The 24,406-nt window shown below is 67.3% G+C and carries 21 protein-coding genes; 9 read left to right on the forward strand and 12 right to left on the reverse strand.

The features are described from left to right. Nucleotides 1-504 precede the first annotated feature (504 nt). The 3 genes from D3654_RS16710 to D3654_RS16720 form a co-directional block, all read right to left on the reverse strand. Entirely contained in the window at nt 505-1,887 is a 1,383-nt protein-coding gene (locus D3654_RS16710) for a UDP-glucose dehydrogenase family protein (RefSeq protein WP_120522586.1), read from the reverse strand. Continuing rightward, on the reverse strand, nt 1,884-3,065 hold the full coding sequence (locus tag D3654_RS16715; RefSeq protein WP_120522587.1) for a glycosyltransferase family 4 protein: 1,182 nt from the start codon (nt 3,063-3,065) through the stop codon (nt 1,884-1,886). Before D3654_RS16715 ends, D3654_RS16710 begins: the two co-directional genes overlap by 4 nt. Before the next feature lie 121 nt (nt 3,066-3,186). Next, entirely contained in the window at nt 3,187-3,630 is a 444-nt protein-coding gene (locus tag D3654_RS16720; RefSeq protein WP_120522588.1) for a MerR family transcriptional regulator, read from the reverse strand. Nucleotides 3,631-3,770: 140 nt separating this feature from the next. Between D3654_RS16720 and D3654_RS16725 the strand changes: the two genes are divergently transcribed. The 3 genes from D3654_RS16725 to D3654_RS16735 all read left to right on the forward strand — a co-directional run bounded on the left by D3654_RS16725 (nt 3,771) and on the right by D3654_RS16735 (nt 5,271). Next, nucleotides 3,771-4,193 (forward strand): Hsp20/alpha crystallin family protein, encoded by a 423-nt coding sequence (locus D3654_RS16725; protein WP_120522589.1) that lies wholly within the window; start codon nt 3,771-3,773, stop codon nt 4,191-4,193. 221 nt (nt 4,194-4,414) lie between these two features. Continuing rightward, nucleotides 4,415-4,897, forward strand: a complete 483-nt coding sequence (locus D3654_RS16730; RefSeq protein ID WP_120522590.1) for a J domain-containing protein — start codon at nt 4,415-4,417, stop codon at nt 4,895-4,897. Continuing rightward, a complete protein-coding gene (locus D3654_RS16735) occupies nt 4,894-5,271 on the forward strand; it encodes a hypothetical protein (RefSeq protein WP_120522591.1) in 378 nt (125 codons plus the stop codon). Before D3654_RS16730 ends, D3654_RS16735 begins: the two co-directional genes overlap by 4 nt. 46 nt (nt 5,272-5,317) lie before the next feature. Here D3654_RS16735 and D3654_RS16740 read toward each other — a convergent pair whose 3' ends face one another. From D3654_RS16740 to D3654_RS16750, 3 genes are all read right to left on the reverse strand, one after another. Then, entirely contained in the window at nt 5,318-5,569 is a 252-nt protein-coding gene (locus D3654_RS16740) for a hypothetical protein (protein ID WP_120522592.1), read from the reverse strand. Next, nucleotides 5,566-7,002: a flotillin family protein gene (locus D3654_RS16745; protein ID WP_120522593.1), complete on the reverse strand. Its 1,437-nt coding sequence runs from the start codon at nt 7,000-7,002 to the stop codon at nt 5,566-5,568. The genes D3654_RS16740 and D3654_RS16745 overlap by 4 nt, the downstream gene beginning before the upstream one ends. 286 nt (nt 7,003-7,288) lie before the next feature. After that, the gene (locus tag D3654_RS16750) at nt 7,289-7,750 is read right to left on the reverse strand and encodes a DUF4383 domain-containing protein (protein ID WP_120522594.1); all 462 of its coding nucleotides are present in this window, start codon (nt 7,748-7,750) and stop codon (nt 7,289-7,291) included. Nucleotides 7,751-7,939: 189 nt separating this feature from the next. On the opposite strand from D3654_RS16750, the gene D3654_RS16755 reads away from it, so the two are divergent. Next, the gene (locus tag D3654_RS16755) at nt 7,940-9,256 is read left to right on the forward strand and encodes a cell division protein PerM (protein ID WP_120522595.1); all 1,317 of its coding nucleotides are present in this window, start codon (nt 7,940-7,942) and stop codon (nt 9,254-9,256) included. On the opposite strand, the gene D3654_RS16760 is transcribed toward D3654_RS16755, so the two are convergent. Next, nucleotides 9,253-9,681, reverse strand: coding sequence for a hypothetical protein (locus tag D3654_RS16760; protein WP_245413296.1), 429 nt, complete (start codon nt 9,679-9,681; stop codon nt 9,253-9,255). The two genes, D3654_RS16755 and D3654_RS16760, sit on opposite strands and share 4 nt — an antisense overlap. 38 nt (nt 9,682-9,719) lie before the next feature. On the opposite strand from D3654_RS16760, the gene purN reads away from it, so the two are divergent. The 3 genes from purN to D3654_RS16775 all read left to right on the forward strand — a co-directional run bounded on the left by purN (nt 9,720) and on the right by D3654_RS16775 (nt 14,248). Beyond that, nucleotides 9,720-10,292: a phosphoribosylglycinamide formyltransferase gene (purN, locus tag D3654_RS16765; protein WP_120522597.1), complete on the forward strand. Its 573-nt coding sequence runs from the start codon at nt 9,720-9,722 to the stop codon at nt 10,290-10,292. A 72-nt stretch (nt 10,293-10,364) separates the two neighbouring features. Then, nucleotides 10,365-11,669: an alpha/beta hydrolase gene (locus D3654_RS16770; protein ID WP_162943772.1), complete on the forward strand. Its 1,305-nt coding sequence runs from the start codon at nt 10,365-10,367 to the stop codon at nt 11,667-11,669. Then, on the forward strand, nt 11,666-14,248 hold the full coding sequence (locus tag D3654_RS16775) for a DUF2156 domain-containing protein (protein ID WP_120522599.1): 2,583 nt from the start codon (nt 11,666-11,668) through the stop codon (nt 14,246-14,248). The genes D3654_RS16770 and D3654_RS16775 overlap by 4 nt, the downstream gene beginning before the upstream one ends. A 67-nt stretch (nt 14,249-14,315) precedes the next feature. Here the strand turns inward: D3654_RS16775 and D3654_RS16780 are convergent, their stop codons facing one another. The 3 genes from D3654_RS16780 to D3654_RS16790 are packed head-to-tail and all read right to left on the reverse strand — an operon-like array spanning nt 14,316 to nt 17,580. Then, complete coding sequence (locus D3654_RS16780) at nt 14,316-15,668, reverse strand: MFS transporter (RefSeq protein ID WP_120522600.1); 1,353 nt, start codon at nt 15,666-15,668, stop codon at nt 14,316-14,318. Between the two features lie 21 nt (nt 15,669-15,689). Further along, complete coding sequence (murQ, locus tag D3654_RS16785; RefSeq protein WP_120522601.1) at nt 15,690-16,655, reverse strand: N-acetylmuramic acid 6-phosphate etherase; 966 nt, start codon at nt 16,653-16,655, stop codon at nt 15,690-15,692. After that, on the reverse strand, nt 16,630-17,580 hold the full coding sequence (locus tag D3654_RS16790) for an N-acetylglucosamine kinase (RefSeq protein ID WP_120522606.1): 951 nt from the start codon (nt 17,578-17,580) through the stop codon (nt 16,630-16,632). Before D3654_RS16790 ends, murQ begins: the two co-directional genes overlap by 26 nt. A 125-nt stretch (nt 17,581-17,705) precedes the next feature. On the opposite strand from D3654_RS16790, the gene purH reads away from it, so the two are divergent. Further along, the gene (gene purH / locus D3654_RS16795) at nt 17,706-19,376 is read left to right on the forward strand and encodes a bifunctional phosphoribosylaminoimidazolecarboxamide formyltransferase/IMP cyclohydrolase (RefSeq protein WP_120522602.1); all 1,671 of its coding nucleotides are present in this window, start codon (nt 17,706-17,708) and stop codon (nt 19,374-19,376) included. A 138-nt stretch (nt 19,377-19,514) separates the two neighbouring features. Here purH and D3654_RS16800 read toward each other — a convergent pair whose 3' ends face one another. Further along, complete coding sequence (locus D3654_RS16800) at nt 19,515-20,489, reverse strand: trypsin-like serine peptidase (RefSeq protein WP_205571841.1); 975 nt, start codon at nt 20,487-20,489, stop codon at nt 19,515-19,517. 357 nt (nt 20,490-20,846) lie between these two features. On the opposite strand from D3654_RS16800, the gene D3654_RS16805 reads away from it, so the two are divergent. Next, nucleotides 20,847-23,066: an NADP-dependent isocitrate dehydrogenase gene (locus tag D3654_RS16805; RefSeq protein ID WP_120522603.1), complete on the forward strand. Its 2,220-nt coding sequence runs from the start codon at nt 20,847-20,849 to the stop codon at nt 23,064-23,066. Between the two features lie 90 nt (nt 23,067-23,156). Here D3654_RS16805 and D3654_RS16810 read toward each other — a convergent pair whose 3' ends face one another. Then, on the reverse strand, nt 23,157-24,260 hold the full coding sequence (locus D3654_RS16810) for an FAD-dependent oxidoreductase (RefSeq protein ID WP_120522608.1): 1,104 nt from the start codon (nt 24,258-24,260) through the stop codon (nt 23,157-23,159). Between the last annotated feature and the right edge of the window lie 146 nt (nt 24,261-24,406).

A 24,406-nucleotide genomic window follows, 5' to 3' on the forward strand; every position in this document is an offset into this window, starting at 1 on the left:
GTGCATTAGAGCGTGGATGCGTGAGTGCGTCATGGATGCATAGGCGCGTTGGAGCGTGGATGCATGGGAGCTTAGGATGCATTGGTGCGTTGGAGCGTGAATGCATGGGTGCGTTGGAGCTTAGGATGCATGAGAAGCATCGGTGCTTGAGAGCGTCAACAAACGCCGCGCGAAATACGACGTATTACCGCACGGAGCAAGCATAGTTGGGCGCTCTGGGCAACGCAATAGTGTACGCCGGCTCACCGGGATCTCCGCGCTGCGGGCGCTCAAGTTGTTGCAGTTAATGACTGTTCCGAATGAGTCGGCCTTGGCGGGGCGGCAGGCCGAGGCGACGAATAAGTAGGCGCCCAGCAGAGTGGTTCGGGAGGGGGGTTCCCGGGTTAATGGACTGACGCCGTGGCGCGGCAACTAGGGCACGACAATTTGCCATGCGTGGTGTTGAAGTCTGCAAGCCTTAACTGGACATGGCCCTGGTTCACGAGTCCACGGTGCTAGCGAGAGCTAGATGAGTGAAGTTGTGGGGGTGGATATGACAGGCGCTGTAACTGGCGCAACCCCGCCAGAACCCCCGGTCCCCAGCCCTCGCACAGTCCACCCAGCGGCTTCCCATGCCGGCGCGTCCAGCACGTTCCGCGCATCCAGCACCGTCCGGCGTCGTACGAGCGCCCCAACAGATTCAGGCGACAGCGAGCGGTATTCATCCCACTCGGTGAGCAGCAGCACTAGCTCGGCGCCCTCTAGCGCGCGGGTGGTGGAGGACTCGAAGCGCAGCTGCGGGTACCGCATCCAGGCGTTGTTGATCGCCTTCGGATCGGTGACGGTCACGTGCGCGCCGGCGGCGGCCAGCTGCAGGGCAACGTCCAGGGCGGGGGAGTCGCGGATGTCGTCCGTGTCCGGCTTGAACGCCGCACCCAGCACCGTCACGGTGCGCCCCGAGAGGTGCCCGCGGCACAGCTCCCGCGCGACCTCCACGGTTCGCGCACGCTGGCCCAGGTTGACCGAATCGACCACGCCCATCCACTCGTCGACGGACGGCACGTCTAGGGCCCGGGCCTGGGCCCGGAAGGAGCGGATGTCCTTGGGCAGGCAACCGCCGCCGAAGCCGAGCCCGGCGTGCAGGTACCGGTTGCCGATCCGCGGATCCAAGCCCATCGCCTCGCTGAGCTCGGACACGTCCGCACCGGAGGCGTCGCACAGCTCGGCCATGGCGTTGATGAAGCTGACCTTGGTGGCCAGGAAGGCGTTCGCTGCGGACTTGATGAGTTCCGCTGTCGCGAAATTGCAGACGAGCCGGGGGATGCCCGCGCTGATCAGCGGCGCATACACGGCGTCCAGCGCCTTCGTAACAGGAATGCCGGCCGCAGAGGAACGGCCTCCGGGTACGCCGTAGACCAGCCGGTCCGGCACCAGGGAGTCCTTCACGGCAGTACCCTGCCGCAGGAACTCGGGGTTCCAGCCCAGCAGCACGTCGGGCCGGCGGACCAGCACGCCGCGGAGCATGTCCACCGTGCCGACCGGAACAGTGGACTTGCCCACCACGACGGCACCCTTCGCCAGGTGCGGTAGCAGGCTCTTCGTGGCGGCGATCAGGTACGACAGGTCCGCGGTGTCCGAAGTCTTGGACTGCGGGGTGCCCACGCAGAGGAAATGCAAGGCGGCGCCGGCAGCGTCCTCGAACTCGGCAGAGAAGCTCAGCCGCCCGGTGGCGAAACCGTCCTTCAGGAGCTCGTCCAAGCCGGGCTCGTGGAACGGCGCGAAGCCCTTGTTCAGGTGTGCCACCTTCTGGGCATCCACGTCGATGCCCACCACGGTGTGGCCCATCGAGGCGAGGGTAGCCGCGTGCACGGCACCGAGGTAACCGCAGCCGATCACGGAGATCTTCATGAGGCAAGTCCTTTGCTGGAAGTCAGGGGTGAGGCAGGAGAATCAACGGGCAGCTCCACCAGTTCCTCGCCGTCGATCACGGATTTGTAGTGGCGCACCAGTTCGGAGCTGAGGGCGGGCCACGTTCGTCCTTGGACCGAGGCGAGGGCCGCCGCTCCGAACGCGCGGCGCTTGGCGTCGTCGCCCATCAGGTCCTGGACGTAACCGCGCAGCTGACCGAGGTTCCCCGGCTCGTACAGCCAGCCGGTGCGGGAGTTCTCCACGAGGTCCAAGGGGCCGCCGCGGCCGGTGGCAACCACGGGAACGCCGGAGGCCATGGCCTCCTGGATGGTCTGGCAGAAGGTTTCGAATTCGCCCGGATGGACGAACAGGTCGAAGGAGGCCACGGCCTCGGCCAGGGCGTCGCCGCCCAGGAATCCGGTAAACACGGCGTTCGGCAGTGCAGCCTCGAGGGCCGCGCGCTGCGGGCCGTCGCCCACCACCACAAGACGGGTGCCGGGCAGATCGGCAAGGACGGCCAGGTCTTCCACTTGCTTCTCGACGGCGAGCCGCCCGACATAGCCGATGATCCGGTGACCGCGTGGCGCCACGGAACTGCGCCACGCCGTCGAACGCTTCGCGGGGTTGAAACGCGCGGTATCCACACCGCGCCGCCACATGCCCACCCGCAGGATCCCGCGGCCGCGCAGCTGGTTCAGCGCGAACGTGGACGGGACCAATGTCCGGCTGGCCAGGAGATGGATGTTGTCCACCCGGTTCCAGGCCCAGTTCTCCAGGAACGGCACGCCGTAGCGGCCGGCGTAGCTGGGAACCTCTGTCTGGTAGATCGCGACCGTGGGGATGCCGAGCTGGTGTGCGGCCTGCACGGCGCGCCAGCCGAGCACGAACGGGGAGGCGAGGTGAACGACGTCGGGGGCGAAATCGGCAAGGATTCGCTTGACCCGACTCACACCGCCCAACGCAACCCGCACATTCGTGTACCCGGCCAGCGGAACCGACGGAAGCCGGTGCACATACGCACCCTTCACGACGCTCGAAACATCAGTATCCGACGTCGACGGCGCAATCACCATCACCTCGTCACCGCGCTCCTGCAGATGCTCCAGCACCCGCAGGATCGAGTGGGTTACCCCGTTCATCAGCGGCAGGAATGATTCGGCGACGATTGCGATCCTCACCCCTCCACGGTGTGCGTGGCGGTTGGCGATGCGGGGGAGAGGGCGTGACGGTGCGGGAAAACTTTGGTTAACAGATGCCCGACGACGGCAGGCAGCGCCGTGGCTTGTCAGGCGTCGTCGTTCACCAGGGGCCCGCGGTGTCCCGCGCCTGCTTCAGGTCCTTCCGGAGCCCGCGGTTGTCCGCCCTCAATTCACGGTTGTCTTCGCTCAGCCCGCGGTTGTCCTCGGTCAGTCCGCGGTTCGCAGCTTCCAACTCCAGCACCAATTTCACCCCGGCAAGGTTCAGCCCCTCATCCAGGAGTGCCCCGATCCGGCGCAGTGTCTTCAGGTCGGCTTCGCTGTAGCGCCGGGTGCCGCCGCCGGTCCTGTCCGGGGTGAGCAGGCCCTTGCGTTCGTACAGGCGCAGGTTTTGCTGGCCCGTGCCCACCAGTTCCGCCGCGACAGAAATGGCGTAGACGCCCAGCGCGTCCCGTCCCGACGTCCCGTTGCCGGTGGCGCCGCGCTCTTCGGCGCGCGGACCGCCGTCGTGCTCCCCAGCGGACGTCCCGCTCCCCAAACCCGCCATGGAACCCTCTCAAGAAACAAGAAAATCTTCTTGCACCACTCTCTCACCGGTGCTATAAAAAATCTATACCAGCCACAACAGATCATGGTTGGCTGGGACAACAACAAATCAGCATCAAGATCTGAAGGAGTGAGAACAACATGCTGATGCGCACTGACCCGTTCCGCGAATTCGACAGGCTCGCCCAACAGGTTTTTGGCACAACAGCACGCCCCGCCGGCATGCCCATGGATGCATGGCAGGACGGCGATGAATTCATCGTTGCCCTGGACCTGCCCGGGGTCAGCCCGGAGTCCGTCGAGCTCGACGTCGAACGCAATGTCCTGACCGTCAAGGCCGAGCGCAAGTCGCCGGCGGGTGAGGACACCGAGATGGTCGCCGCAGAGCGCCCGCAGGGTGTCTTCAGCAGGCAACTCATCCTCGGCGACACCCTGGACACCGACGGCGTCAAGGCCAGCTACGACGCCGGCGTCCTGACCTTGCGCATCCCCGTGGCCGAAAAAGCCAAGCCGCGGCGCATCGAGATCACGTCCAACGGACAACGCCAGGAGATCAACGCCTGATCCGCCCGCTCCGCCCTACGGTCCGGTGGCCATGGCGGAGCGCGTGACCGGGAGCATCGGACCGACCGCATCGGAGAACGGGCGCAGGCTTCGCGCCACGCCACAGCGCTTGTTGCGCAGAGGAAACGCGGCCCCCGACGGTGTCTCCCGACGGATGGCCCCCGGTCCACCCGGGGGCCATCCCCATTTCCACGACACCCCACCCTGACCGGGAACCGATCTTGGGAAACAGCCACCCCGACTACTACGAAATCCTGAACGTGCCGGTTACGGCCACGGCACGCGAGATCACCCGCGCCTACCGCGGCCTGCTGCGGCAGCTCCATCCGGACACCCGCCAGGAAAATCACGACGGCGGTACTTCCGAAGCGCGCGACCTCGAGCGCCTGCATGCCATCATGCAGGCTTACGCGGTGTTGTCGGATGCGGCGAAGCGGGCGGCCTATGACCGCACCCGCCGCGCCGGAGCCGGCGCTGGGACCGCTGCTGGTCCTGCCGGCTCGAACGGGACCCCGGTGAAGGTGCGTTTTCACCCGGACCCCGGTCACTCGCAGCCGGGTCGCGCGCAGGCCGATTACCAACAGCCGGGTCGCGCGCAGCCCAAGGCCGGCAGCCCCGCGCCGAAGCAGCCGTTCAGGTATGGACCGACCCGGTGGTCACCCCTGCCCGGCAACCGGCCAAACTTTCCGAGGAGACCAGTATGAGTGCCTGGCGTCCCTATGACAGCCACCTGATGCCCGCCTTCTACGAACGCTTCGAACAGCGCTGGGGCAAAGGAACCGCGCCGTTCCTGGACCCGGAAGTCCACGAGCAGCCAATGCCACGGGCGCAATGGATCAATCCCGATACGGGCGCAGCCGTCGCAGTGGTGCCGATCTGGACAGACGATCCCGAGCATCGCTCCTTCGGAGTCTTCTACCTGCCGCCGGCTGGGGACATCTGGATCCTGTGGCCCGGACCCACGGCATTTGTCGAACCGGGCTCCAGTGGCACCAAGGAACAGGTTACGCTTCGCAACGACGCCTTCAAGAAGGCCGTAAACCATGCCAAGGAGTTCATCTACGGACTGCAGCCGTGAGGACTTGGCACCGTCGAACCCAAACCGGCCCGCCGCCGAGCGGGCCTTAGCCGTCGTGCTTGAGCTCCTCCGGCAACTCATCCACGTAGACGGTCTGCGGCGGCTCGAAGTAGATCACCAGGACCTTCTCACCCACCGCGAATTCGCTGCTCTTGTCGAAAGGGTGGGCGTGGAAGGCGCTGATCCCGCCGAGGTACGGCAGCATCACTTCGCCGATGGTTCCGGGACCGATCCGTCCCGTAACCCGGCCGATCTTGCCGGTGAGGCTCCGGTCGACGTTCCTATGCGTCGAGCTCATGGATTGGGCGTGGCTGGCGGGCGCTTGGGCGCTTCCTTGCCGTTCTTTAGCGCGGCGGCGAGCGACGGCAGGAAGTTCCCCACCTGGGACAGGATGCCGCCGACCATGCTGTTGAGGCCTTCGCCGCCGTTCAGCACGGTCAGCTGCCCCACATGCGCGAATGGCTCGGCCGCCGCGGCGACGATTGCCGGCATGTTCTCGGCCAGCTGCTGGGAAATCACCGCATCCTGGTTGGTTTCCAGGGCCTCGCCGCGCGCCTTGATGCCCTCCGCTTCGGCAAGCGCCTTGGCCTTCACGGCCGAGGCGGCGGCGTCGCCGCGGGCCTTCGTGGCGGCGGCCTCGGCCTCACCGGTCACCCGGGTGGCGCCGGCCATTGCAGCCGCGGCGGCCGCGCTCGCCTGCGCTTCGACTTCCAGTCTCCGGGCGTTGGCCTGGGCCTCGAGTTCGGTGCGCTTGGCCCGTGCCTCCGCGGCGCTGATGTCGGCCGCCTTCTGTGCCTCGGCCTCGGTGCGCTGGGCGTAGGCCTTGGCGTCGGCGGGCTTGCGGATGGTGGTCTGGAGTTTCTGCTCCTCACGGTCTGCCTCAAGCTTGGCCACTTCGGTTTCCTGCACCACCACCTGCTGGCGGGCGGTGGCGTCGGCGAGCGGGCCGGCCTGGGCGGCGTTGGCCCGTGCCCTTTCCGCGTTGGCCTGCGCCGCGGACTGCTTGATGGCCGAGAGGCTCTGCGCGTCGGCGATCAGGGCCGCCGCTTCGGCCTCCTTCTCGGCGGCCTCCCGGTTCCTGGTGGCCTCGGCGATGCGGGCCTCCATCTTGACCTGGGCGATGTGCGGCTTGGCGAGGTTCTGGATGTAGCCGGTGGGATCCTGCAGGTCCTTGATCTGCAGGGAGTCCACCACGAGGCCGAGTTTCTCCATCTCGACGCCGCTCGCGCTGCGGACCAGGGAGGCCAGCTTGTCGCGTTCCCGGATGATTTCCTCGACCGTCATGCTGCCGATGATCGAGCGCAGGTGGCCTTCGAAGACGTTGTAGACCTGGCTTTCCATCTTGGGCTGCTGGCCCAGGAACCGCCGGGCGGCATTGGCTATGAATGCGGGCGAATCGCCGATCTTGTAGATCACCACGCCTTCCACCACCACCTGGATGCCCTGGGACGTGACGCAGTTGACCTGCAGTTCCGTCTCGTTCAGGGTCAGCGCAAGGGTCCGCACCGTCTGCAGGCCGGGGACCACCAGGGCGCCCTTGCCGGTGACGATCTTGAAGTCCATGCCGTCCGTGTTTTCGAGGGTTCCGCGGGTCAGGCCGGAGATGATCAGGGCCTCGTTCGGCTCGGCCACTTTCCACATCGCCTTGGTGAGGCCCCAGACGACCCCGATGACGATCAGCACACCGATGATTCCGAAAGCAAGCGGCAGGAAAGCTATAAGGTCTCCCATGACTGATCCTCTCAGCGTCAGTGAACAGGCTCCGTGGTGGACCCCCATAAGGCCGGGTTGCCGGTTCTGTAGACAGTCTGTGCAGGCAAATGCATGGAAGTCCAGTGATTTTCTGTGCCGAGCTGTGTCCGGCCGCCCGCCTTGCTTCCGCAACACACAAGGTTGGCGCAGCCCCCGGCAGCTTCGCCGGATTGACTGCGCCAACCCTTTTTGATGACTCGTTAGATTGAGCTGTGCTCGCTATTCATTGGCCACTCCTCATCGTCCCGGGATTGCCAGATCCGGGCTACTTTCTGCCATCGGCCTGGTTGGGCCAGAACATCCAGCCGGCAGTCATCATCAGGATTCCGAGCACCAGGTGCGTCCAGTTGTCCAGGATATTCACCGAGAGGAAGTTCGCTGCCGACTCCGCTCCGACACCCAGCCCGTAGGCACTCAGCAGCACATACAGGGCGCCGAAGCCGTACAGGAACGCCCGTGCTCCGGACGCCGTGCGGGACATGAACCAGCCGCTCACCCCGATGGCCAGCTGCAGCAAGTTCAGCAGCATGGACACCTGGAACAAGCCCAGAAGCATGGCATGCGAATCAGGCCCGAAGAACTGCATCTGCGCGTACTGGGTAGTGATTCCGGGAACGAAGCCCAGCACTCCCACCAGCGCCACGAGCAGGGCCACGCCGATGCCGGCGACCTGGATATCCTTGCGCCCGAAATGGACTCCTTGTGCATGTGACGCCGCGCTGCTCATATGCCCTCCAACCATTCCGTGGGAACACTCCCCATCTTACGTCCGGGCAGCTGAAAAGGCGCCCGACGACGGCCCCCGCGTCCCGCAAGAGGCTGCCGGTCCGCGGGTGCAAGGGGCAGCTGTCAAAACAGCCGCGCGCCAGCGCGCCCGACCGGTCCGGGCAGGGCCTTCGTGGCACGATGGAACACGATGAAATTGCGTGCTGACCAGACCGGAAACCGTGGCCTCCCGATGCCCCTGGCGCTCCAGGGAGCGCTCGAATCGGCGCAGGCCGCCATCATCTCCGCGCTGGTGGTGATCCTGCCCTTGGCCGGCGTCTGGGCCACCGACGGATTCGAAAACCGCAAGATCGACTTCCTGGCCCGGTTGGCCGGCCAGGCCTGGCTGCTGATTCATGGCGTGCCCCTCCAACTGGCGTCCGTGAATGTCGGTACTGCAGCCCAGCCGGGCAGCGGCGTCCTCTCGTTGTTCCCCTTGGGCCTGACCCTTATTCCCTTCCTTCTGGCCTGGCGCACCGGCCGCCGCCTGGCCCGGGCCTCCTACACGGACCAGTTGTGGCAGGCGTTCCTGGGCGCGGTCCTGGTCTACGGCGCTTTTGGTGCCGCCACCGGTTTCGTCTGCCGCACGCAGGAAGTGGTGATCAACATCTGGCTCGCCATGCTCCTGCCGCTCATTCCCTTCGGCCTGGGCATGGTGGTGGGAGCCCGCCGCGAAGCAGGTTCTTGGAGCAGGCTCATCGGCGTGGACGCAGTGGACTGGATCGCCCGTACCAGCCAGCACTCCCGCTGGGCCGGCTCCTACTTCGCCTCCGCCATCAAGGCAGGTTCCGTAGCCCTCATGGCCTCGCTCGCCCTGGCCGCCCTGCTACTCGCAGTGGACCTCGGCATCCACTGGGCGGAGATCATCGCCGTCTTCGAAGGCCTGAAGGCCGGGGCGCTCGGCGGTGCCGTGCTCACCATCGCCCAGCTCGGCTACCTGCCCAACCTGGTGGTCTTCACCCTGGCCTGGAGCTCGGGCGCAGGTTTCTCGCTGGGAGTCGGCTCGCACGCCGGACCGCTGGGTACCGCCGTCGGGCCGCTGCCCGCCATCCCGGTCTTCGGCGGGCTGCCCACCGGACAGCTGGAGTTCGGCGTGGTGGCCTTGGTGCTGCCCGTCCTTGCCGGTGTGCTGGCCGGCTGGTGGTTCCTGCGCGAAGGCGAAAACCATTTCGACGAATGGCTTTCCATCAAGATCAGGGCCCGCTGGTTCACCGCCGCTGTGTCCACCGTGGTGCTCGGTGCCTTGATCGGGGCCGTCGCAGGCGTTCTCGCCGGTGCGCTGGCCTGGATCGCGCGGGGCTCGGCCGGGATCGGCCGCCTCACGGAGATCGGACCGGACCCTCTGTGGACGGCAGCCTGGCTCGCCGCGGAAGTGGGGGCCGGCGTCGTCATCGGTTGCTCGGCCGGGCCGTGGCTGGAACGCCGGCAGAAGCTGCGCGAGGCGGACCTGGAGACCGCCAAGTTCTAGGGCTGGCGCAGCGCCGGGGGCAGGGACTTCCCGAAGTCCGCCGTGCAGCTGTTCAGGGCCCGGTCCGTCAGGGCGTTGCGGGAACACTCCTGGACGGCGCTGACCTGGCTGAAGAACATCGCCGAGAAGGCCACCAAAGAGCCGAGCACCGCCGAAACCACTAGCCCGGAAATGGTCCCGTACAGCAGGATCCGGCTTTGCCGCAGCCGTACGGTGCGGACCACCACCACAACGCCAAGCACCCAGGCTGCCAGGGTCAGGATGCCGGACAGCCATACGTAGCTGACGTTGAGGCTGTAGACGAACGCCGCGCCCAGCACGGTCAACAGGAAGCTGCGGAACAGGAGTTGGGTACGGGACTGCGCGGCTTCCGCCGCCTCCCGCTGAGCTGGCAGCTGCGGGCGGGGTCCGGCGTCGGGATTCATGTTTTCCAGCCTACGCGAGGCAGCCATAAGCTATTGCAATGCGCATTGTTGTCCTCGTCTCCGGCACCGGTTCCAATCTCCAAGCGGTCATCGACGCCGTCAAGGCAGGGGAGCTCGACGTCGAGATCGCCGCCGTGGGCGCCGACCGCGAAGACACCTATGGCGTGCAGCGCTCGGCCGACGCCGGCCTGGAAACCTTCGTGGTGAACTTCAACTCCTTCGAAACCCGCGCCGAATGGGACGCCGCCCTGACCGCGAAGGTGGCCTCGTACCAGCCGGACGTGGTGGTCTCCTCCGGTTTCATGCGGATCGTCAGCCCCGAGTTCATCGACACCTTCCACGGGAAGTACCTCAACACCCACCCGGCCCTGCTGCCCGCATTCCCCGGTGCCCACGGTGTACGCGACGCCCTCGCCTACGGCGTGAAGGTCACCGGCTGCACCGTCCATTGGGCCGACGCCGGCGTGGACACCGGCCCCATCATCGCCCAGGAAGCCGTGACCATCCTCCCCGGGGACGACCAGGATTCCCTCCACGAACGCATCAAGGTGGTTGAGCGCAAGCTGCTTGTCAGCACTTTGTCAGACATCGCCCAGAATCGCTTGCTATAAAGACATCGCACGCCGGGCGGAACAGGCCATTGCGCGCCTTGAGGAACACCGGCGGACTTGCGAGGAATGGTCATGGGATTTTGGAAACCCGTCTTGGATATGGCGGTAACGGGTCCGCGCTTCCTGCTCGCCTGGACCCTCCTGAGTTCGCTCCTGCTGGCCTACCTGCTGTTCAAGAGGCGAAAGGTCCGCTGGTTTGCGGTGGCCGCGGGCGCACTGGCCGGGGGGACCGCGCTGGGGCTCGGAGTCCTCTGGTACTGCGTCTTCGTTGACAACACCTTCGGGGGACCCCTCATTTCCGAGGTCTGGTTCTGGGCGCCTGCCTCCTTCGCCGCAATCGCGCTGGCCATCGCCAATTTCCGGGGCGGCCGCTGGTGGCGCAGCGTGCTCGCGGCCGGATCGGTCCTGGTGTTCGCGGCGACCGCGGCGTTCCAGGTCAACGCGGCCTACGGGCTGAACCAGACCCTGGGGTCGGTGCTGAACATCAACACCGCGAACACCGTGCGCATCCCGTTGCGCTCCTCGTGGCTCAAGGGTTCGGAGCTGCCGCTGTACAAGACCTGGACGGCCCCTGCCGACATGCCGCGAGCCGGCCTGAGGGGCAAGACGCCCCTGCCCATCCCGGCCAAGCACTCCGGCTTCCAGGCACGCTGGTCCGGGCTCTACCTTCCGCCCGCGGCCCTGGTGAAGCATCCACCGCTGCTGCCCTTCATGATCATGATGATGGGGCAGCCGGGAGCGCCGAGTCCGCAGCCCGCCGCCAATGTGGCCGACGCGATGGCCGCCAAGAACCACGGCCTCGCGCCCATCATCCTGGTGGTCGACCAGCTCGGAGATCCCTACAGCGACCCGCTCTGCCTGGACACGAACCGGGGCAAGGTGGAGAGCTACGTGATGCAGGACGTCCTGCCCTGGGCCCGCGCCAACCTGCCCATCATGCAGGACAGGAAGCACTGGGCCTTCGCCGGATATTCGGACGGCGGGGTCTGCGCCAGCTACTTCGCGGCCAAGTACCCCCAGGATTTCGGCAGCTTCATATCGATCTCCGGGGAAGAGTTCCAGGGTTCCGAAAAGCCCGCCTACAACCTGGCCACGGTGTTCGGCGGGAAGCAACAGGAATACGACGCCGTGAAGCCCCGCAACATCATGCTCGCCCACGGCCGCTACGAAGACATGGTCGCCGTGTACACGGCCGGGAGCAAGGACCCGGACTACACCAAGCAGGCGCAACGCATGCTCGCCACGGCCCTGCAGGTGGGAATCAAGGCATCCTTCTACAGCGTTCCGGGAGCCGGCCACGTCCGCAACGCCGTCGCCGGAGGGCTCGCCGAAGCCTTCCGGATCCTCTACCCGCGTTGGGGATTGTCGCCGTCATGAGCAACAACATCACCCGGCAGCATCCACCCGCCCAAAGCGGAGCGGAGAGCCTGCCGGCGGGGCGGCACAGCCACTTGCAGAACACCAAGGAGCGCCTGGACGGCTTCTTCCGGCGCATCCCCTTTTCGTTCCTGATGGCGGCCGTGTTCCTCGCCGCGGCGGTGTTCAGCCGCACGCTGTTCGGCGTGGATGCCGCCCGGCTCTGGGGCCAGGGCGTGGACACCACCTTCGAGGGAGGCCGGTGGTGGACCCTGCTCACGGCGCTGCTGGTTCCCCAGGACGCCACGGCAACCGCCTTGGCGGCAATCGGGGCGGTCTTGCTCCTTGGCCTGGCGGAACGGACCCTCGGGACCCGGAAGGCCGCGCTCGCCTTCCTCACAACAGGGCTGGCGGGCGGGTTCCTGGGCATCCTGCTGCAGTGGCTGGGAACCCTCACCTGGGAATGGTGGTCCACCAGCGCCTCCGCCTCCGCCACGGTGGATCCGCTGACCGGCGTCCTGGGCGCCCTCTCCACCGCCACGGGCAGCATGGGGCTGCTGTGGAGGCGCCGGATCAGGGTGGTCCTGCTGACGTTCGTCCTCATCTTCGTCCTCTACTCGGGGGATCCCGAGGACTTCTACCGGCTCCTTGCCGTGCTGGCCGGCCTCCCGCTGGGGGCATTGCTGAGGACCAGCAAACGCCCTCTCCACGTGGCCTACAGCTCCCACCGGGAGACCCGCACCCTCGTTGCCGCCGTCGTCCTGGTCACGGCGGTGGGCCCGTTGGTGGCCTTCCTGGGCAGCACGGACCTGACGCCCTTCGCGTTCGGTTCCTACCTGTTCATGAACGACCCCGTGGATCCCGGCACGCTCGCCGCCGCCTGCCACGGTGATCTGCCGCTGTCCCGGCTCTGCATCCACCAGTTGGCCCGGATCGGTTCGCAGGGACCGGGCATGGTGGCCCTTGCCTTCGTGCCCGTGGTGCTCCTGGGCCTGGCGGCGTGGGGACTGTACCGCGGCCGGCGGTTCGGCTGGTGGCTCGCGGTGGGCGTGAACACGGCCATCCTGCTGGTTTCCCCCGGATCCTTCAGCGTCGTACGGCTCATCGGGCAGGCGGGAACTGGCGTGCACCGCCCGTTCAACGGCCAGGAACTCGTCATCTGGATGCTCACGGCTGCCTTGGTTCCGGCGGCATCCCTGATCATGCTCGTGTTCAAACGCAGACACTTCGGAATCCGTGCGCCCGGGCGGGCTTTCCGCCGGTTCCTCCTGGTGCTGCTGGGCTCCTTCCTGGTCCTGGCTGGTGCCTGCACGGTGGCCGCCCTTTCGGCGCTGAAGTCGATTGCCCCGCGCATCACCGCCTCAGGAGTGTTCCTCGATGCGCCGCGCCGCTTCGTCCCGCCGCATTTCCTCGGCGGGGCGGGACATTTCGTCCTGCCCCGGCACACGCTGGTGAGCTGGGCCTACCAATGGACCGGACCCGCCTTCTGGGCGGTTTTCGTTGTGGCCGCCCTGTGGCTGCTCTCGCGCTCGCCCCGCCTCGCGGTAGCGCACGACGTCGAGAAGTTCCGTGCGCTGTTGCGCCGCCGCGGCGGCGGCTCGCTGGGGCATATGACCACCTGGGAAGGCAACACGCCGTGGTTCACCCGCGACGGCGAGGGGGCCCTGGCGTACCGCGAGGTCAACGGGCAGGCCATCGTCCTAGGCGAGCCCGTCTGCGCCCCGGACCGGGTGGAGCAGACCGTCCGGGAGTTCCTGGTGTTCTGCGATGAACACAACTGGACCCCCGTCTTCTATTCCTTCCATTCCGGGCTGCTGCCCGTCTTTGAGCGCCTCGGCTGGCGGCACATGCCGGTCGGGGAAGAGACGGTGATTCACACCGAGGGACTCACCATGAAGGGCAAACACTGGCAGAGCGTGCGGACCGCACTCAACAAGGCGATCCGTGAGGGCAGGACGGCGGTGTGGACCTCGTGGGGAGAGCTTCCTTTCGCGGCAACCACGGAGATCGTGGCGATCTCCGAATCCTGGGTGGCGGAGAACAAGCTGCCCGAGATGGGATTCACCCTCGGCGGCCTGGAAGAACTCAAGGACCCGGATGTCCGCCTCATGCTTGCCGTTGCCGAGGATGGGCGCATCGAAGCGCTGACGTCCTGGATGCCGGTGCACGAAGAGGGCGAAGTCGTGGCCTGGACGCTGGACTTCATGCGCCGTGCCCCCGAGTCCCACAACGGCGTCATGGAATTCCTGATCGCCTCCGCCGCGCTGCACCTGCAGGAGGCTGGCGCACGGTTCGTGAGCCTGTCCGGTGCGCCGCTGGCCACCAAGCCCGTGCCCGCGGACGCAGAGCCGGAGGCCCCCGCGGCAGGCATCGCCGCCTTCCTTGCCTGGCTTTCCAGGACGCTGGAGCCGGCCTACGGTTTCGGTTCCCTGTTCCGATTCAAGGCGAAGTTCCACCCCGAATACTCCACGCTGTTCATGGCCTTCCCCGATTTCTCGGCCCTGCCCCGCATCGGTATGGCCCTGGCACGCGCCTACCTGCCCGAGGTGTCCACCAAGGAAAGGATGGTCCTCGCCCGCGTGCTGGGGCGCCGGGACTGAGCTTTTCGGCGGCGCCGGGGTTCAGTGCGCCGGGGTTCAGTGCGCCGGGGGTTCAGGTCCCCCGGGTTCAGTCGAGCGCGCGCTGCTTGGTTTCCGGGGCGAACAGCCCCATCCAGATCACGGCCAGCAGCACCAGGCCGCCGGCCAGCGCGAAGGACGTGGCCAGGCCGAAGGTGGGCCAGAAGAACGAGGCGAACACCAGGGGCCCGAAGCCCGCCCCGAGGCGCGAGAACGTGGAGGCCCAGCCGAAGCCCGAGCCGCGCAGCTCCGTGGGGTAGAGCTCGGAGACGTAGGCGTACAGCACCGGGATGGCCACCTGCACCACGAAGCCGAACACCAGCAGCCAGAACACCGCCGCGGACGGAATGTCCACCACCAGCGCCACGATCACGAGCGTCCCGGCGGACAGCGGACCGGTGACCGCCAGGATCCACTTGCGGCCCAGGCGCTCCACCAGCAGCGCTGCCGCCACCACGCCCAGGAGCCCGACGGCGGCCATTCCCGCCGTCGTCAGGAAGGCCTTGTACTCCTCGAACCCGGCGCTGATCAGGATGCGCGGCATCCAGGTCAGGCTCAGGTAGTACACGAGAAGGACGGTGAAGAACAAAGCCCAGGCCGCCGTCGTGATCTTCCAGCTGAACTGCCACAGGCTGCGCAACTGGGTCCAGGCGCTCCCGGCGGAAAGCCGCGGAGCGGCCTGGGGGTCGGGCAGGCTGTAGGCCCGTGGTGGTGCGCCGGTGGCGGCGACGAGGGCGTCGATGACTTCCGCGGCCTCCTTGCGGCGGCCCTTGCGGATCAGGAAGAGCGGGGATTCGGGCACGCTGCGCCGCACCCAGAACACCAGCAGGGCCGGCAGCACCATCACCAGCATGGTCAGGCGCCAGTCGGCGAAGGCGGCCATCAGCCCGGCGGACACGAAACCGCACAAGGCGGCACCCACCGGCCACCAGCCGTCCATCGCGGTGAGCACCCGTCCGCGCTGCTTCCGCGGCGTGAACTCGCCCACCAGGGCGTAGTCCACCGGGATGCAGCCGCCCAGCCCGAAGCCGGCCATGAACCGGAAGACGCAGAACCACAGCAAATCCGGGGCGAAGGCGCCCAGCACGGTGAAGAGCGAGAAGATCAGCAGCGTGGCGGTGAAGGCCTTCCTGCGCCCGATCGTGTCCGCGATGGTTCCCCAGGCGAAGGCGCCAAGGGCCATTCCGATCAGGTTGGCCGTGCCGATCCATGCGGCGTCGGCCGGTTCGAGGGACCAGTGCTTGGAGAGCAGGGGAATGAGGATGCCGTTGAGCGTGACGTCCCAGGCATCGAACATGAAGCCCAGCCCGCCGATCAGGAAAATCCGGCCCTGCACGGCCCACCGCCACGGCAGTTCCTGGACCACCTGCTCGCCGCTGGGCACTGACGTATACGTGTTCATTTTCCCCTCCTGGGGAAAACTTTAGCGGTGGTTTTCTATCGCTTTCCGCAGGAAGCCGCCGGCCTCGTCCAGGGCACCCTTCGCCTGCGCAGGATCGATGCCGGTCAGCAGCACCAGGATGGCCGCCTTAACCGATCCGCCCACCGAATCGAGGGCGCGGATGGCGGTGTCCGCGTCCGCTCCGGTGGCGTGCTGGATGGTGCGCTGGGAGCGTGCCAGGAGCTTTTCGTTGGTGGCTTTCAGGTCCACCATCAGGTTGCCGTAGGTCTTTCCGAGCTTGACCATGGTGAGCGTGCTGATCATGTTCAGCACCAGTTTCTGGGCGGTTCCGGCCTTGAGCCGGGTGGAACCGGCAACGAACTCCGGGCCCACCACCACGTCGATCGCCACGTCGGCCAGCCTGCCGATGGCCGAGCCGTGGTTGCACGCGATCGCTGCCGTGAACGCGCCCCGGCTCCGGGCCTCCTCCAGGGCTCCGATCACGTATGGCGTGCGGCCCGAGGCCGAGATGCCAATCACAGCGTCTTTTTCCGTCACGTTGATGTCATGCAGGTCCCGGGCACCGGCCGTCGCGTTGTCCTCGGCGTACTCCACCGGTTTCTGGATGGCATGCGGGCCGCCGGCGATGATTCCCACCACGAGTTCCGGGCGGGTTCCGAAGGTGGGCGGGCACTCGCTGGCGTCCAGCACGCCCATCCGGCCGGCCGTACCGGCGCCCACATAGAGCAGGCGGCCGCCGCGCGCGAGCCGCTCCGTCACGGCGTCGACCGTCTGCGCAATGGCGGGCGCGGCTTCCTCGACCGCCGCGGGGACGCCGCGGTTGATCTCGTTCATGGCGGCCACGAGTTCGGCGGTGCCCATGGTGTCGATGCTGTCCAGGCCCGGGGCGGCCTGTTCGGTCTGCAGGCCCGCGAGTTCGGAGCGCAGCCCTTCCAGCGGATCGTTGCCTGCGGCGGTGGGGTCAGTCGGGCCAGTTTGTTCCGTCACGGTGGATGTACCTTTCCTGCAGGAGCCCGCGGCGCGTCGCAGCGAGGGCGGCCCCGTCCATGCCGTCGCCGAGGGGCTCGACCATCTCAATCCCAGCCGAAGCCAAGGTGTTGTGCAAGAGGCCGGCGAAGAACTCCGAGTTCGCGACGCCGCCCAGCACCGCCACCCGGCCGGTGCCGCCGCTGGCGCGCTTGACCGTGCCGGCAAGGATCCTGCACGCCTCGTCCACGATTCCGCGCGCGACGGCGTCACCCGCCTCCGCTGCGTGCAGCACCAGGGGAGCGAAACGGGCCATCGCCCGGGCCGGGTTCTCCATGCCGCCCAGCCAGGCGGGAAGCATGAGGGGCGACTCAACCAAAGCCTCCGCCGCGGCGCTCAGCGAAGTCTCCGGGCCGCCGTCGAACGCCTGCACCACCGCTTCCAGGCCGCGCTGGCCGATCCACCGGCCGCTGCCCCGGTCGCCCAGCAGCGGCCCCCAGCCGTCGGCGCGGTGCAACTGCCCGCCGTCGTCGAAGCGGAACGCCACGGCGCCGGTGCCCACGATAAGCACGGTGCCGGGGGCGCCCTGCATGGCGCCGAGCTGCGCGGCGGTGGCGTCGGACAGGACCGCGGCGGGGACGCCGAAGCGGCGGGCGAGCAGGGTGGCCAGTTCGCGGGAGCTTTCGGCGGAAGCCTCGACGCCGGCCACGGCCGCACCGAAACCGGCCAGCGGGGATCCGGATGGCCCGGCTGCCGTCAGTTCCGCGGGAATCATCGTGGCCGTCTCTTCCAGCAGTTCGAACGCCAGGCGGGCACCGTCGGTAATGCCGAGTCCGGGGAAGCCATGCTGGTCTGCCTGGGCGAGCACCCGGTCACCGGAACGCAGTTCCAAGCGGCACCTGCTCTTGCCGAGATCGGCCACCAGCACCATCTCCGAAGCATTCATGAGCACTAAGCTACTACGCGTTGTGAGGCCCGGGAACGCAATGAAATCGAGGGCCACCGCGGACGCGATAAACTGTGGCGTATCCCCACCATCCGCGCCGAACGCGATCCAAGACGGAGATTTTTGTGAGCTTCACGCAGCTTGACCGTGTCCCTATCCGCCGTGCACTCATCTCGGTTTACGACAAGACAGGACTGGAGGAGCTCGCGAAGGGCCTGCACGCAGCCGGCGTCGCAATCGTCTCCACCGGCTCCACCGCCAAGAAGATCGCCGCGGCCGGCATCCCGGTCAAGGAAGTCGAAGAAGTCACCGGTTCCCCGGAAATGCTGGACGGCCGCGTGAAGACCCTGCACCCGCGCGTGCACGGCGGCATCCTCGCCGACCGCCGCGTCCAGGCCCACATGGACACCCTGGCCCAGATGGAGATCGAGCCCTTCGACCTCGTGGTGGTCAACCTGTACCCCTTCGTTGAGACCGTCCGCTCCGGCGCCGGCCAGGACGACGTCGTCGAGCAGATTGACATCGGAGGCCCGGCCATGGTGCGCTCGGCTGCGAAGAACCACGCCGCCGTCACCATCGTCACGGACCCCTCGTTCTACGGTTCCGTCGTCGAGGCCGCTGCTGCCGGCGGTTTCGACCTGAAGACCCGCCGCCGCCTGGCTGCCAAGGCCTTCGCCCACACCGCCGCCTACGACACCGCCGTGGCCACCTGGACCGCATCCCAGTTCCTGGACGAAGACGGCGACGGCGTCATCGACTGGCCCGCCTACGCTGGCCTGGCCCTGGAACGCTCCGAGGTGCTGCGCTACGGCGAGAACCCGCACCAGCAGGCCGCCCTCTACGTGGACAAGGCCGCCCCGGCCGGCATCGCCCAGGCCGACCAGCTGCACGGCAAGGCCATGAGCTACAACAACTTCGTCGACGCCGACGCCGCCCTGCGCGCCGCGTTCGACTTCGCCGAGCCGGCCGTGGCCGTCGTCAAGCACGCCAACCCCTGCGGTGTTGCCGTCGGTTCCGCTTCCGCGGCGGATCCGATTGCCGACGCCCACGCCAAGGCCCACGCCTGCGACCCCGTCTCTGCGTTCGGCGGTGTGATCGCCGCGAACCGCACCGTGACCGCCGGCATGGCGCGCACCGTCGCCGGCATCTTCACCGAGGTCGTCATCGCTCCGGACTTCGAGCCCGAAGCCGTGGAGATCCTCTCTGCCAAGAAGAACATCCGCCTGCTCGCCCTGCCGGAGGGCTACGACCGCTACCCGGCCGAGATGCGCCAGGTGTCCGGCGGCGTGCTGGTGCAGATGAGCGACAAGGTGGACGCCGACGGCGACAACCCCGCCAACTGGACCCTCGCCGCCGGTGACGCCGCGGACGAGAAGACGCTCGCCGACCTGGCCTTCGCCTGGACCGCCTGCCGCGCCGCCAAGTCCAACGCCATCCTGCTCGCCGACAACGGCGCAGCCGTCGGCATCGGCATGGGCCAGGTCAACCGCCTGGACTCCTGCAAGCTGGCCGTCGAGCGCGCCAACACCCTGGGCGTGACGGTGGAGTCCGACGTCGACGGCGCCGGCGGTGCCTCGAACGCCTCCGCGGCGGGCGCACCTGAGCGCGCCCGCGGCGCAGTGGCCGCCTCCGACGCGTTCTTCCCGTTCGCCGACGGCCTGCAGATCCTGATCGACGCCGGTGTCCGCGCCGTGGTCCAGCCCGGCGGTTCCGTCCGGGACGAGGAAGTCATCGCCGCGGCCAACGCTGCCGGGATCACGATGTACTTCACCGGAGCGCGCCACTTCTTCCACTGATCCCCACCTGCATCGATTGCTGAGGCAACGTCGTTTTGAGCCTTCAAAACGACGTCGTCTCAGCAGTCGATGGGAAGAAGAACAGCGAAACGGCGGCCGACCCCTCACGGGGGCGGCCGCCGTCGTCGTTAATTCAGCCTAGTTGGCGGAAGCGTTGCTGTACGCCTGCTGGATGACCGAACCCCAATACGGGCCGTACATGGTGGTGGAGCGGCTGCCGTAACCGTAGCTGTTGACCGAGTTCTGGTAGCCCGCGGAGGTGCTGCCGATGAACCAGGGGCCACCGGAGGAGCCGCCGGTCATGTCGCACGGGATGCCCTGGGTGGTGCCGCCGGGGTTGATCGTGTCGTTGATGGCGGTGCCGGTGCAGGCCTTGAGGGACTGGCCGTCGAAGGGGCTGGCGGCAGGGTAGCCGAAGGCCTTGTAGCTCAGGCCGCGGGCCGCGTTGAACTCGACGCCGGAGGCGCCCACCACGTCGGAGAGGCTCTGGCCGTTCAGGGTGGAGACGACGGCGAAGCCGGTGTCGTACTGGATGTCCCCGCCGGAGCTCCACTGGTTGGTGGTGTACAGGGCGCGGGCGGTCCACTTCCCGTACGGGGCCGCGCCGTTGAGGTAGGCCGGGACGAAGACGAAGTTGGTGGCGAAGGCTCCGGGGCCCTCGTTGAGGCAGTGCCCGGCGGTGGAGACGGTGCTCTTGTTGGCGGATGCCACGGAGTTGCCGGAGCACACGTAGTTGAGGCCGCCGAGGGTGAAGAAGACCTTGCCGATGTGCGGCACCGGGTTCTCGTTGGTGTGCAGGACGGGCTTGCCCTTGCCCGCTTTGCCGGTAATCCGGGTGGAGGTGCCCTGCTCGACGGCGGCACGGGAGGTACTCTTGCCGCGTTCCAGGGCCTTCTGTGCCAGGACGTCGCCCGGGATGGCCGAGCGCATGCGTTCGGGAGTCCAATAGTCGGCCACGCCGCTGGTCTGCAGGACGATGCTGACGGTGTGGGACGTCTCCTTGGTGTCCGGGGACGCGGAGGTTGCGGCCGCCCCTCCCGCGGACGTGAAGGCGAACAGTGCGGCCGCGGAGAGACCGAGAAGGCTTGTGGCCAGGGTCTTGGTTCTTGTCACGATTGTCCTGACTTTCGGTGGGGAAAGCGGGCCCGGACGGAAGCCCCGCCGCGGGATAACGGAATGAAGGTACCCGCGCCGTGACGGCTTTGTAAAGGGATGTTTCAGAGTTTGTGATAGCACTCTATGAATTACGACGGCGGCTCCCGCGCCATGCGGCGCCGCCGTGGCGGCGCGTCATGCAAGCCCGGGAATCCCCGCAATTTAGGGGCGAAATGGCCCGCTGTGGCATAGTTGGAATGTTCCGCCGGGCATCATCCGGCAAACAACGCAAGGGGTTTGTGGTCCGTCCTGCGTGCCGACAGGAGCAGCGGCGGGCGTGCAGCCCCGGGAGACCTTCAGGGAGACGCCCGAGCAATGGCCAAGATTATCTACACCCACACCGATGAAGCGCCGATGCTGGCCACGTATTCCTTCCTGCCGATCATCGAAGCCTTCGCTTCGACGGCGGGCGTGGACGTGGAAACCCGAGACATCTCGCTGGCCGGCCGCATCATTGCCGCCTTCGGTGACTACCTCACCGAAGAGCAGCGCATCGGTGACGCACTGGCCGAGCTCGGCGAACTGGCGAAGAAGCCCGAAGCCAACATCATCAAGCTGCCCAACATCAGCGCATCCGTCCCGCAGCTGAAGGCGGCTATCGCCGAACTGCAGGGCAAGGGCTACGCCCTCCCGGACTACCCGGACAACCCCTCTTCGGACGAAGAGACGGACATCCGTTCCCGGTACGACAAGATCAAGGGTTCCGCCGTGAACCCGGTGCTGCGCGAAGGCAACTCGGACCGCCGCGCCCCGCTGTCCGTGAAGAACTACGCCCGCCAGAACCCGCACTCCATGGGTGCCTGGAGCGGCGATTCCAAGACCAACGTCGCAACCATGGGTGCCGACGACTTCCGCTCGAACGAGTTGTCCGCGGTGATCCCCGCCGACGACACCCTCCGCATCCAGCTGGTCCGCGAAGACGGCTCGGTCAAGACCCTCAAGCAGTCCATCCCCGTGCTGGCCGGCGAAGTGGTTGACGGCACCGTCATGCGCGCCGCCGCCCTGGACGAGTTCCTCGCCGCCCAGGTTGCCCGGGCCAAGGAAGAAGGCGTGCTGTTCTCGGCACACCTGAAGGCCACCATGATGAAGGTCTCGGACCCGATCATCTTCGGCCACGTGGTCAAGGCCTACTTCGCCGACCTCTTCGCCACCTACGGCAAGCAGCTCGACGCCGCCGGCCTGAGCGCCAACAACGGCCTCGCCTCCATCCTCAACGGCCTCGACGAACTCCCGGAAGACATCCGCGAAGACGTGGCCGCCGCCATCAAGCAGGGCCTGGAAAACGGCCCCGCCCTGGCCATGGTGGACTCCGACAAGGGCATCACCAACCTGCACGTTCCCTCCGACGTGATCGTGGACGCCTCCATGCCGGCAATGATCCGCACCTCCGGCCACATGTGGGGCGCGGACGGCAACGAAGCCGACACCCTGGCCGTCCTCCCGGACAGCTCCTACGCCGGCGTCTACCAGGTAGTGATCGACGACTGCCGTGCCAACGGTGCCTTCGACCCCACCACCATGGGCACCGTCCCGAACGTCGGCCTCATGGCCCAGGCCGCCGAGGAATACGGCAGCCACGACAAGACCTTCGAAATCCAGGACGCCGGCAAGGTGCAGCTGGTTGACGGTTCCGGCAAGGTCCTGATCGAGCACGAGGTTGCCCCCGGCGACATCTGGCGCGCCTGCCAGACCAAGGACCTGCCCATCCGCGACTGGGTCAAGCTGGCCGTCACCCGTGCCCGCGCCTCCAAGACCCCTGCCGTGTTCTGGCTGGACGAAGAGCGCGCGCACGACGCCCAGCTCATCGCCAAGGTCAAGGAATACCTGAAGGACCACGACACCGAGGGCCTGCAGATCGAGATCATGTCCCCGGTCAAGGCCACCGCCTTCACCCTGGAGCGCATCCGCAAGGGTGAAGACACCATCTCCGTGACCGGCAACGTGCTCCGCGACTACCTCACGGACCTCTTCCCGATCCTGGAACTGGGCACCAGCGCCAAGATGCTCTCCGTGGTTCCGCTGATCAACGGCGGCGGCCTCTTCGAAACCGGTGCCGGCGGCTCCGCTCCGAAGCACGTGCAGCAGCTGCTCAAGGAAAACTACCTGCGCTGGGACAGCCTGGGCGAGTTCCTGGCCCTGGCCGTCAGCTTCGAGCACCTGGCCACCACCGAGGGCAACGCCCGTGCACAGGTCCTGGCCGACACCCTGGACCGGGCCACCGGCACCTTCCTGCTGGAGAACAAGTCCCCGGGCCGCAAGCTGGGCACCATCGACAATCGGGGCAGCCACTTTTATCTGGCCTCCTACTGGGCCCAGGAACTGGCAAAGCAGACCGCCGACGCCGAGCTGGCCGCGTCCTTCGCGAAGGTCGCCGACGCGCTGACCACCGGTGAGGAAACCATCGTCGGCGAGCTGCTCGCCGTGCAGGGCTCCCCGGTGGAAATCGGCGGCTACTACCGCCCGGACGCCGACAAGGCCTCCGCCGTCATGCGCCCGTCCGAGACCTTCAACACGGTGCTCGCCGGCCTGAAGTAGCCACGGCCTCACCCAACTGGGTCGCAGTTAATGTCGTTTTCAGCGTTCATAACGACATCTACTGCGACCCAGTTGGGTTTAACGCCCCACTCAGCGGGCCGCCGCGAAGCGCGCCGGTGCCAGGCCGCCATCGGCGATGTCCGCCAGGACCCGGCCGATCGCCGGGGTGAACTTGAACCCGTGCCCCGAGAAGCCGGCACCGACCACCAGCGGGCCGAAACCGTCGAGCACGAAGTCCTCGTTCGGGGTGGTGGTGTAGGTGCAGCTGATCGGCACCGCTGAGGCGGGGTCGACGCCGGGAAGCCACTCGCGCGCGTAGCGCACCAGCGCGTCGAGCTGCTTCGGTTCGGGCTGGAAGGTGCGGGCGTCCGGATCCATGACAGGGCCGACGCCGTGCCACCCGGCCTTGATGCCCTCGCCGGGGGTCAGCATGCCGTACACGGGGCTGTACCAGTAGGCGTCCCGGGGATCGTCCGGATCCGGGTTGTGGTTGAAGCTGGGCCAGTCCAGGGAATCCTGCAGCGGCGTGAAGTGGGCCGGCTGTTCCTGGGTCACCACGAGCGGAGGCAATGCGGCTAGCCCGTCGAGGACCCTGTTCGTCCAGGCCCCGGCCGTGACCACCACGCGGCGGGCCGTGAACCTGCTGCGGTCCGTCTCCACCAGGACGGAGTCCGGGCCGAGGACCCGGATGCCGCGGACCGGCGTCGAATATTCAAAGCGGGCGCCGCGGGCCTCGGCCGCCGCCCGCAGCGCGCGCAGCGCCTCGGCCGCCCGCACCCGGCCGGAGCCGGGGACGAAGAGCACGTCGCCGCGGAAATTCATGCCCTGCCAGCGCTCCGCGGCTTCGGCGGCGGAGAGGAAGTGGCTTTCGATGCCCCGTTCCTCGTGTGCTTCGCGGACGGTGCGGAGCTTGGCCACGTTGCCGTGGTTGGCCAGGCCCACCAGGTCCAGGAGCTGCGTTCCGGTTTCCTCGGCCAGTTCGTCCCACAGGTTCCGGGACTCGGCGAGGAGGTCGAGGTAGTCCGCTTCGGCGTAGGCGGTGTTGAAGTTCCGGGTGGCACCGTGCGAGGCACCGATCTTGTGCCCTTCCTCGAACTGCTCCAGGAGCACCACCGATTTGCCGCTCCGCGCCACTTGCCACGCCGCCGCCGAGCCCATCGCTCCGCCGCCCACCACCACTACGTCAACATTCATGGCTTCCATTCTGCCGTTTCACCCCCAAGTAGCTCGCAGTTGTTGTCGTTCTGAGCGGGCAAAACGACTGTGAGGATTGGTGTGGCTGGTCCGGGACTGGCTGGCAGAGTAGATGCTGGCCGTTCTGCCCTGCGGTCGTGACTCAC

It is taken from the genome of Arthrobacter celericrescens (assembly GCF_003614925.1).
Taxonomy (GTDB): domain Bacteria; phylum Actinomycetota; class Actinomycetes; order Actinomycetales; family Micrococcaceae; genus Arthrobacter; species Arthrobacter celericrescens.

Coding starts and splice junctions, on each gene's coding strand:
- D3654_RS16745 (WP_120522593.1), bottom strand. CDS start 7,002: ATGGGAGACCTTATAGCTTTCCTGCCGCTTGCTTTCGGAATCATCGGT.
- purN (WP_120522597.1), top strand. CDS start 9,720: ATGCGCATTGTTGTCCTCGTCTCCGGCACCGGTTCCAATCTCCAAGCG.
- D3654_RS16770 (WP_162943772.1), top strand. CDS start 10,365: ATGGGATTTTGGAAACCCGTCTTGGATATGGCGGTAACGGGTCCGCGC.
- D3654_RS16760 (WP_245413296.1), bottom strand. CDS start 9,681: ATGAATCCCGACGCCGGACCCCGCCCGCAGCTGCCAGCTCAGCGGGAG.
- D3654_RS16720 (WP_120522588.1), bottom strand. CDS start 3,630: ATGGCGGGTTTGGGGAGCGGGACGTCCGCTGGGGAGCACGACGGCGGT.
- D3654_RS16810 (WP_120522608.1), bottom strand. CDS start 24,260: ATGAATGTTGACGTAGTGGTGGTGGGCGGCGGAGCGATGGGCTCGGCG.
- D3654_RS16750 (WP_120522594.1), bottom strand. CDS start 7,750: ATGAGCAGCGCGGCGTCACATGCACAAGGAGTCCATTTCGGGCGCAAG.
- D3654_RS16755 (WP_120522595.1), top strand. CDS start 7,940: ATGAAATTGCGTGCTGACCAGACCGGAAACCGTGGCCTCCCGATGCCC.
- D3654_RS16780 (WP_120522600.1), bottom strand. CDS start 15,668: ATGAACACGTATACGTCAGTGCCCAGCGGCGAGCAGGTGGTCCAGGAA.
- D3654_RS16710 (WP_120522586.1), bottom strand. CDS start 1,887: ATGAAGATCTCCGTGATCGGCTGCGGTTACCTCGGTGCCGTGCACGCG.
- D3654_RS16790 (WP_120522606.1), bottom strand. CDS start 17,580: ATGAATGCTTCGGAGATGGTGCTGGTGGCCGATCTCGGCAAGAGCAGG.
- D3654_RS16775 (WP_120522599.1), top strand. CDS start 11,666: ATGAGCAACAACATCACCCGGCAGCATCCACCCGCCCAAAGCGGAGCG.
- D3654_RS16725 (WP_120522589.1), top strand. CDS start 3,771: ATGCTGATGCGCACTGACCCGTTCCGCGAATTCGACAGGCTCGCCCAA.
- D3654_RS16740 (WP_120522592.1), bottom strand. CDS start 5,569: ATGAGCTCGACGCATAGGAACGTCGACCGGAGCCTCACCGGCAAGATC.
- D3654_RS16805 (WP_120522603.1), top strand. CDS start 20,847: ATGGCCAAGATTATCTACACCCACACCGATGAAGCGCCGATGCTGGCC.
- D3654_RS16735 (WP_120522591.1), top strand. CDS start 4,894: ATGAGTGCCTGGCGTCCCTATGACAGCCACCTGATGCCCGCCTTCTAC.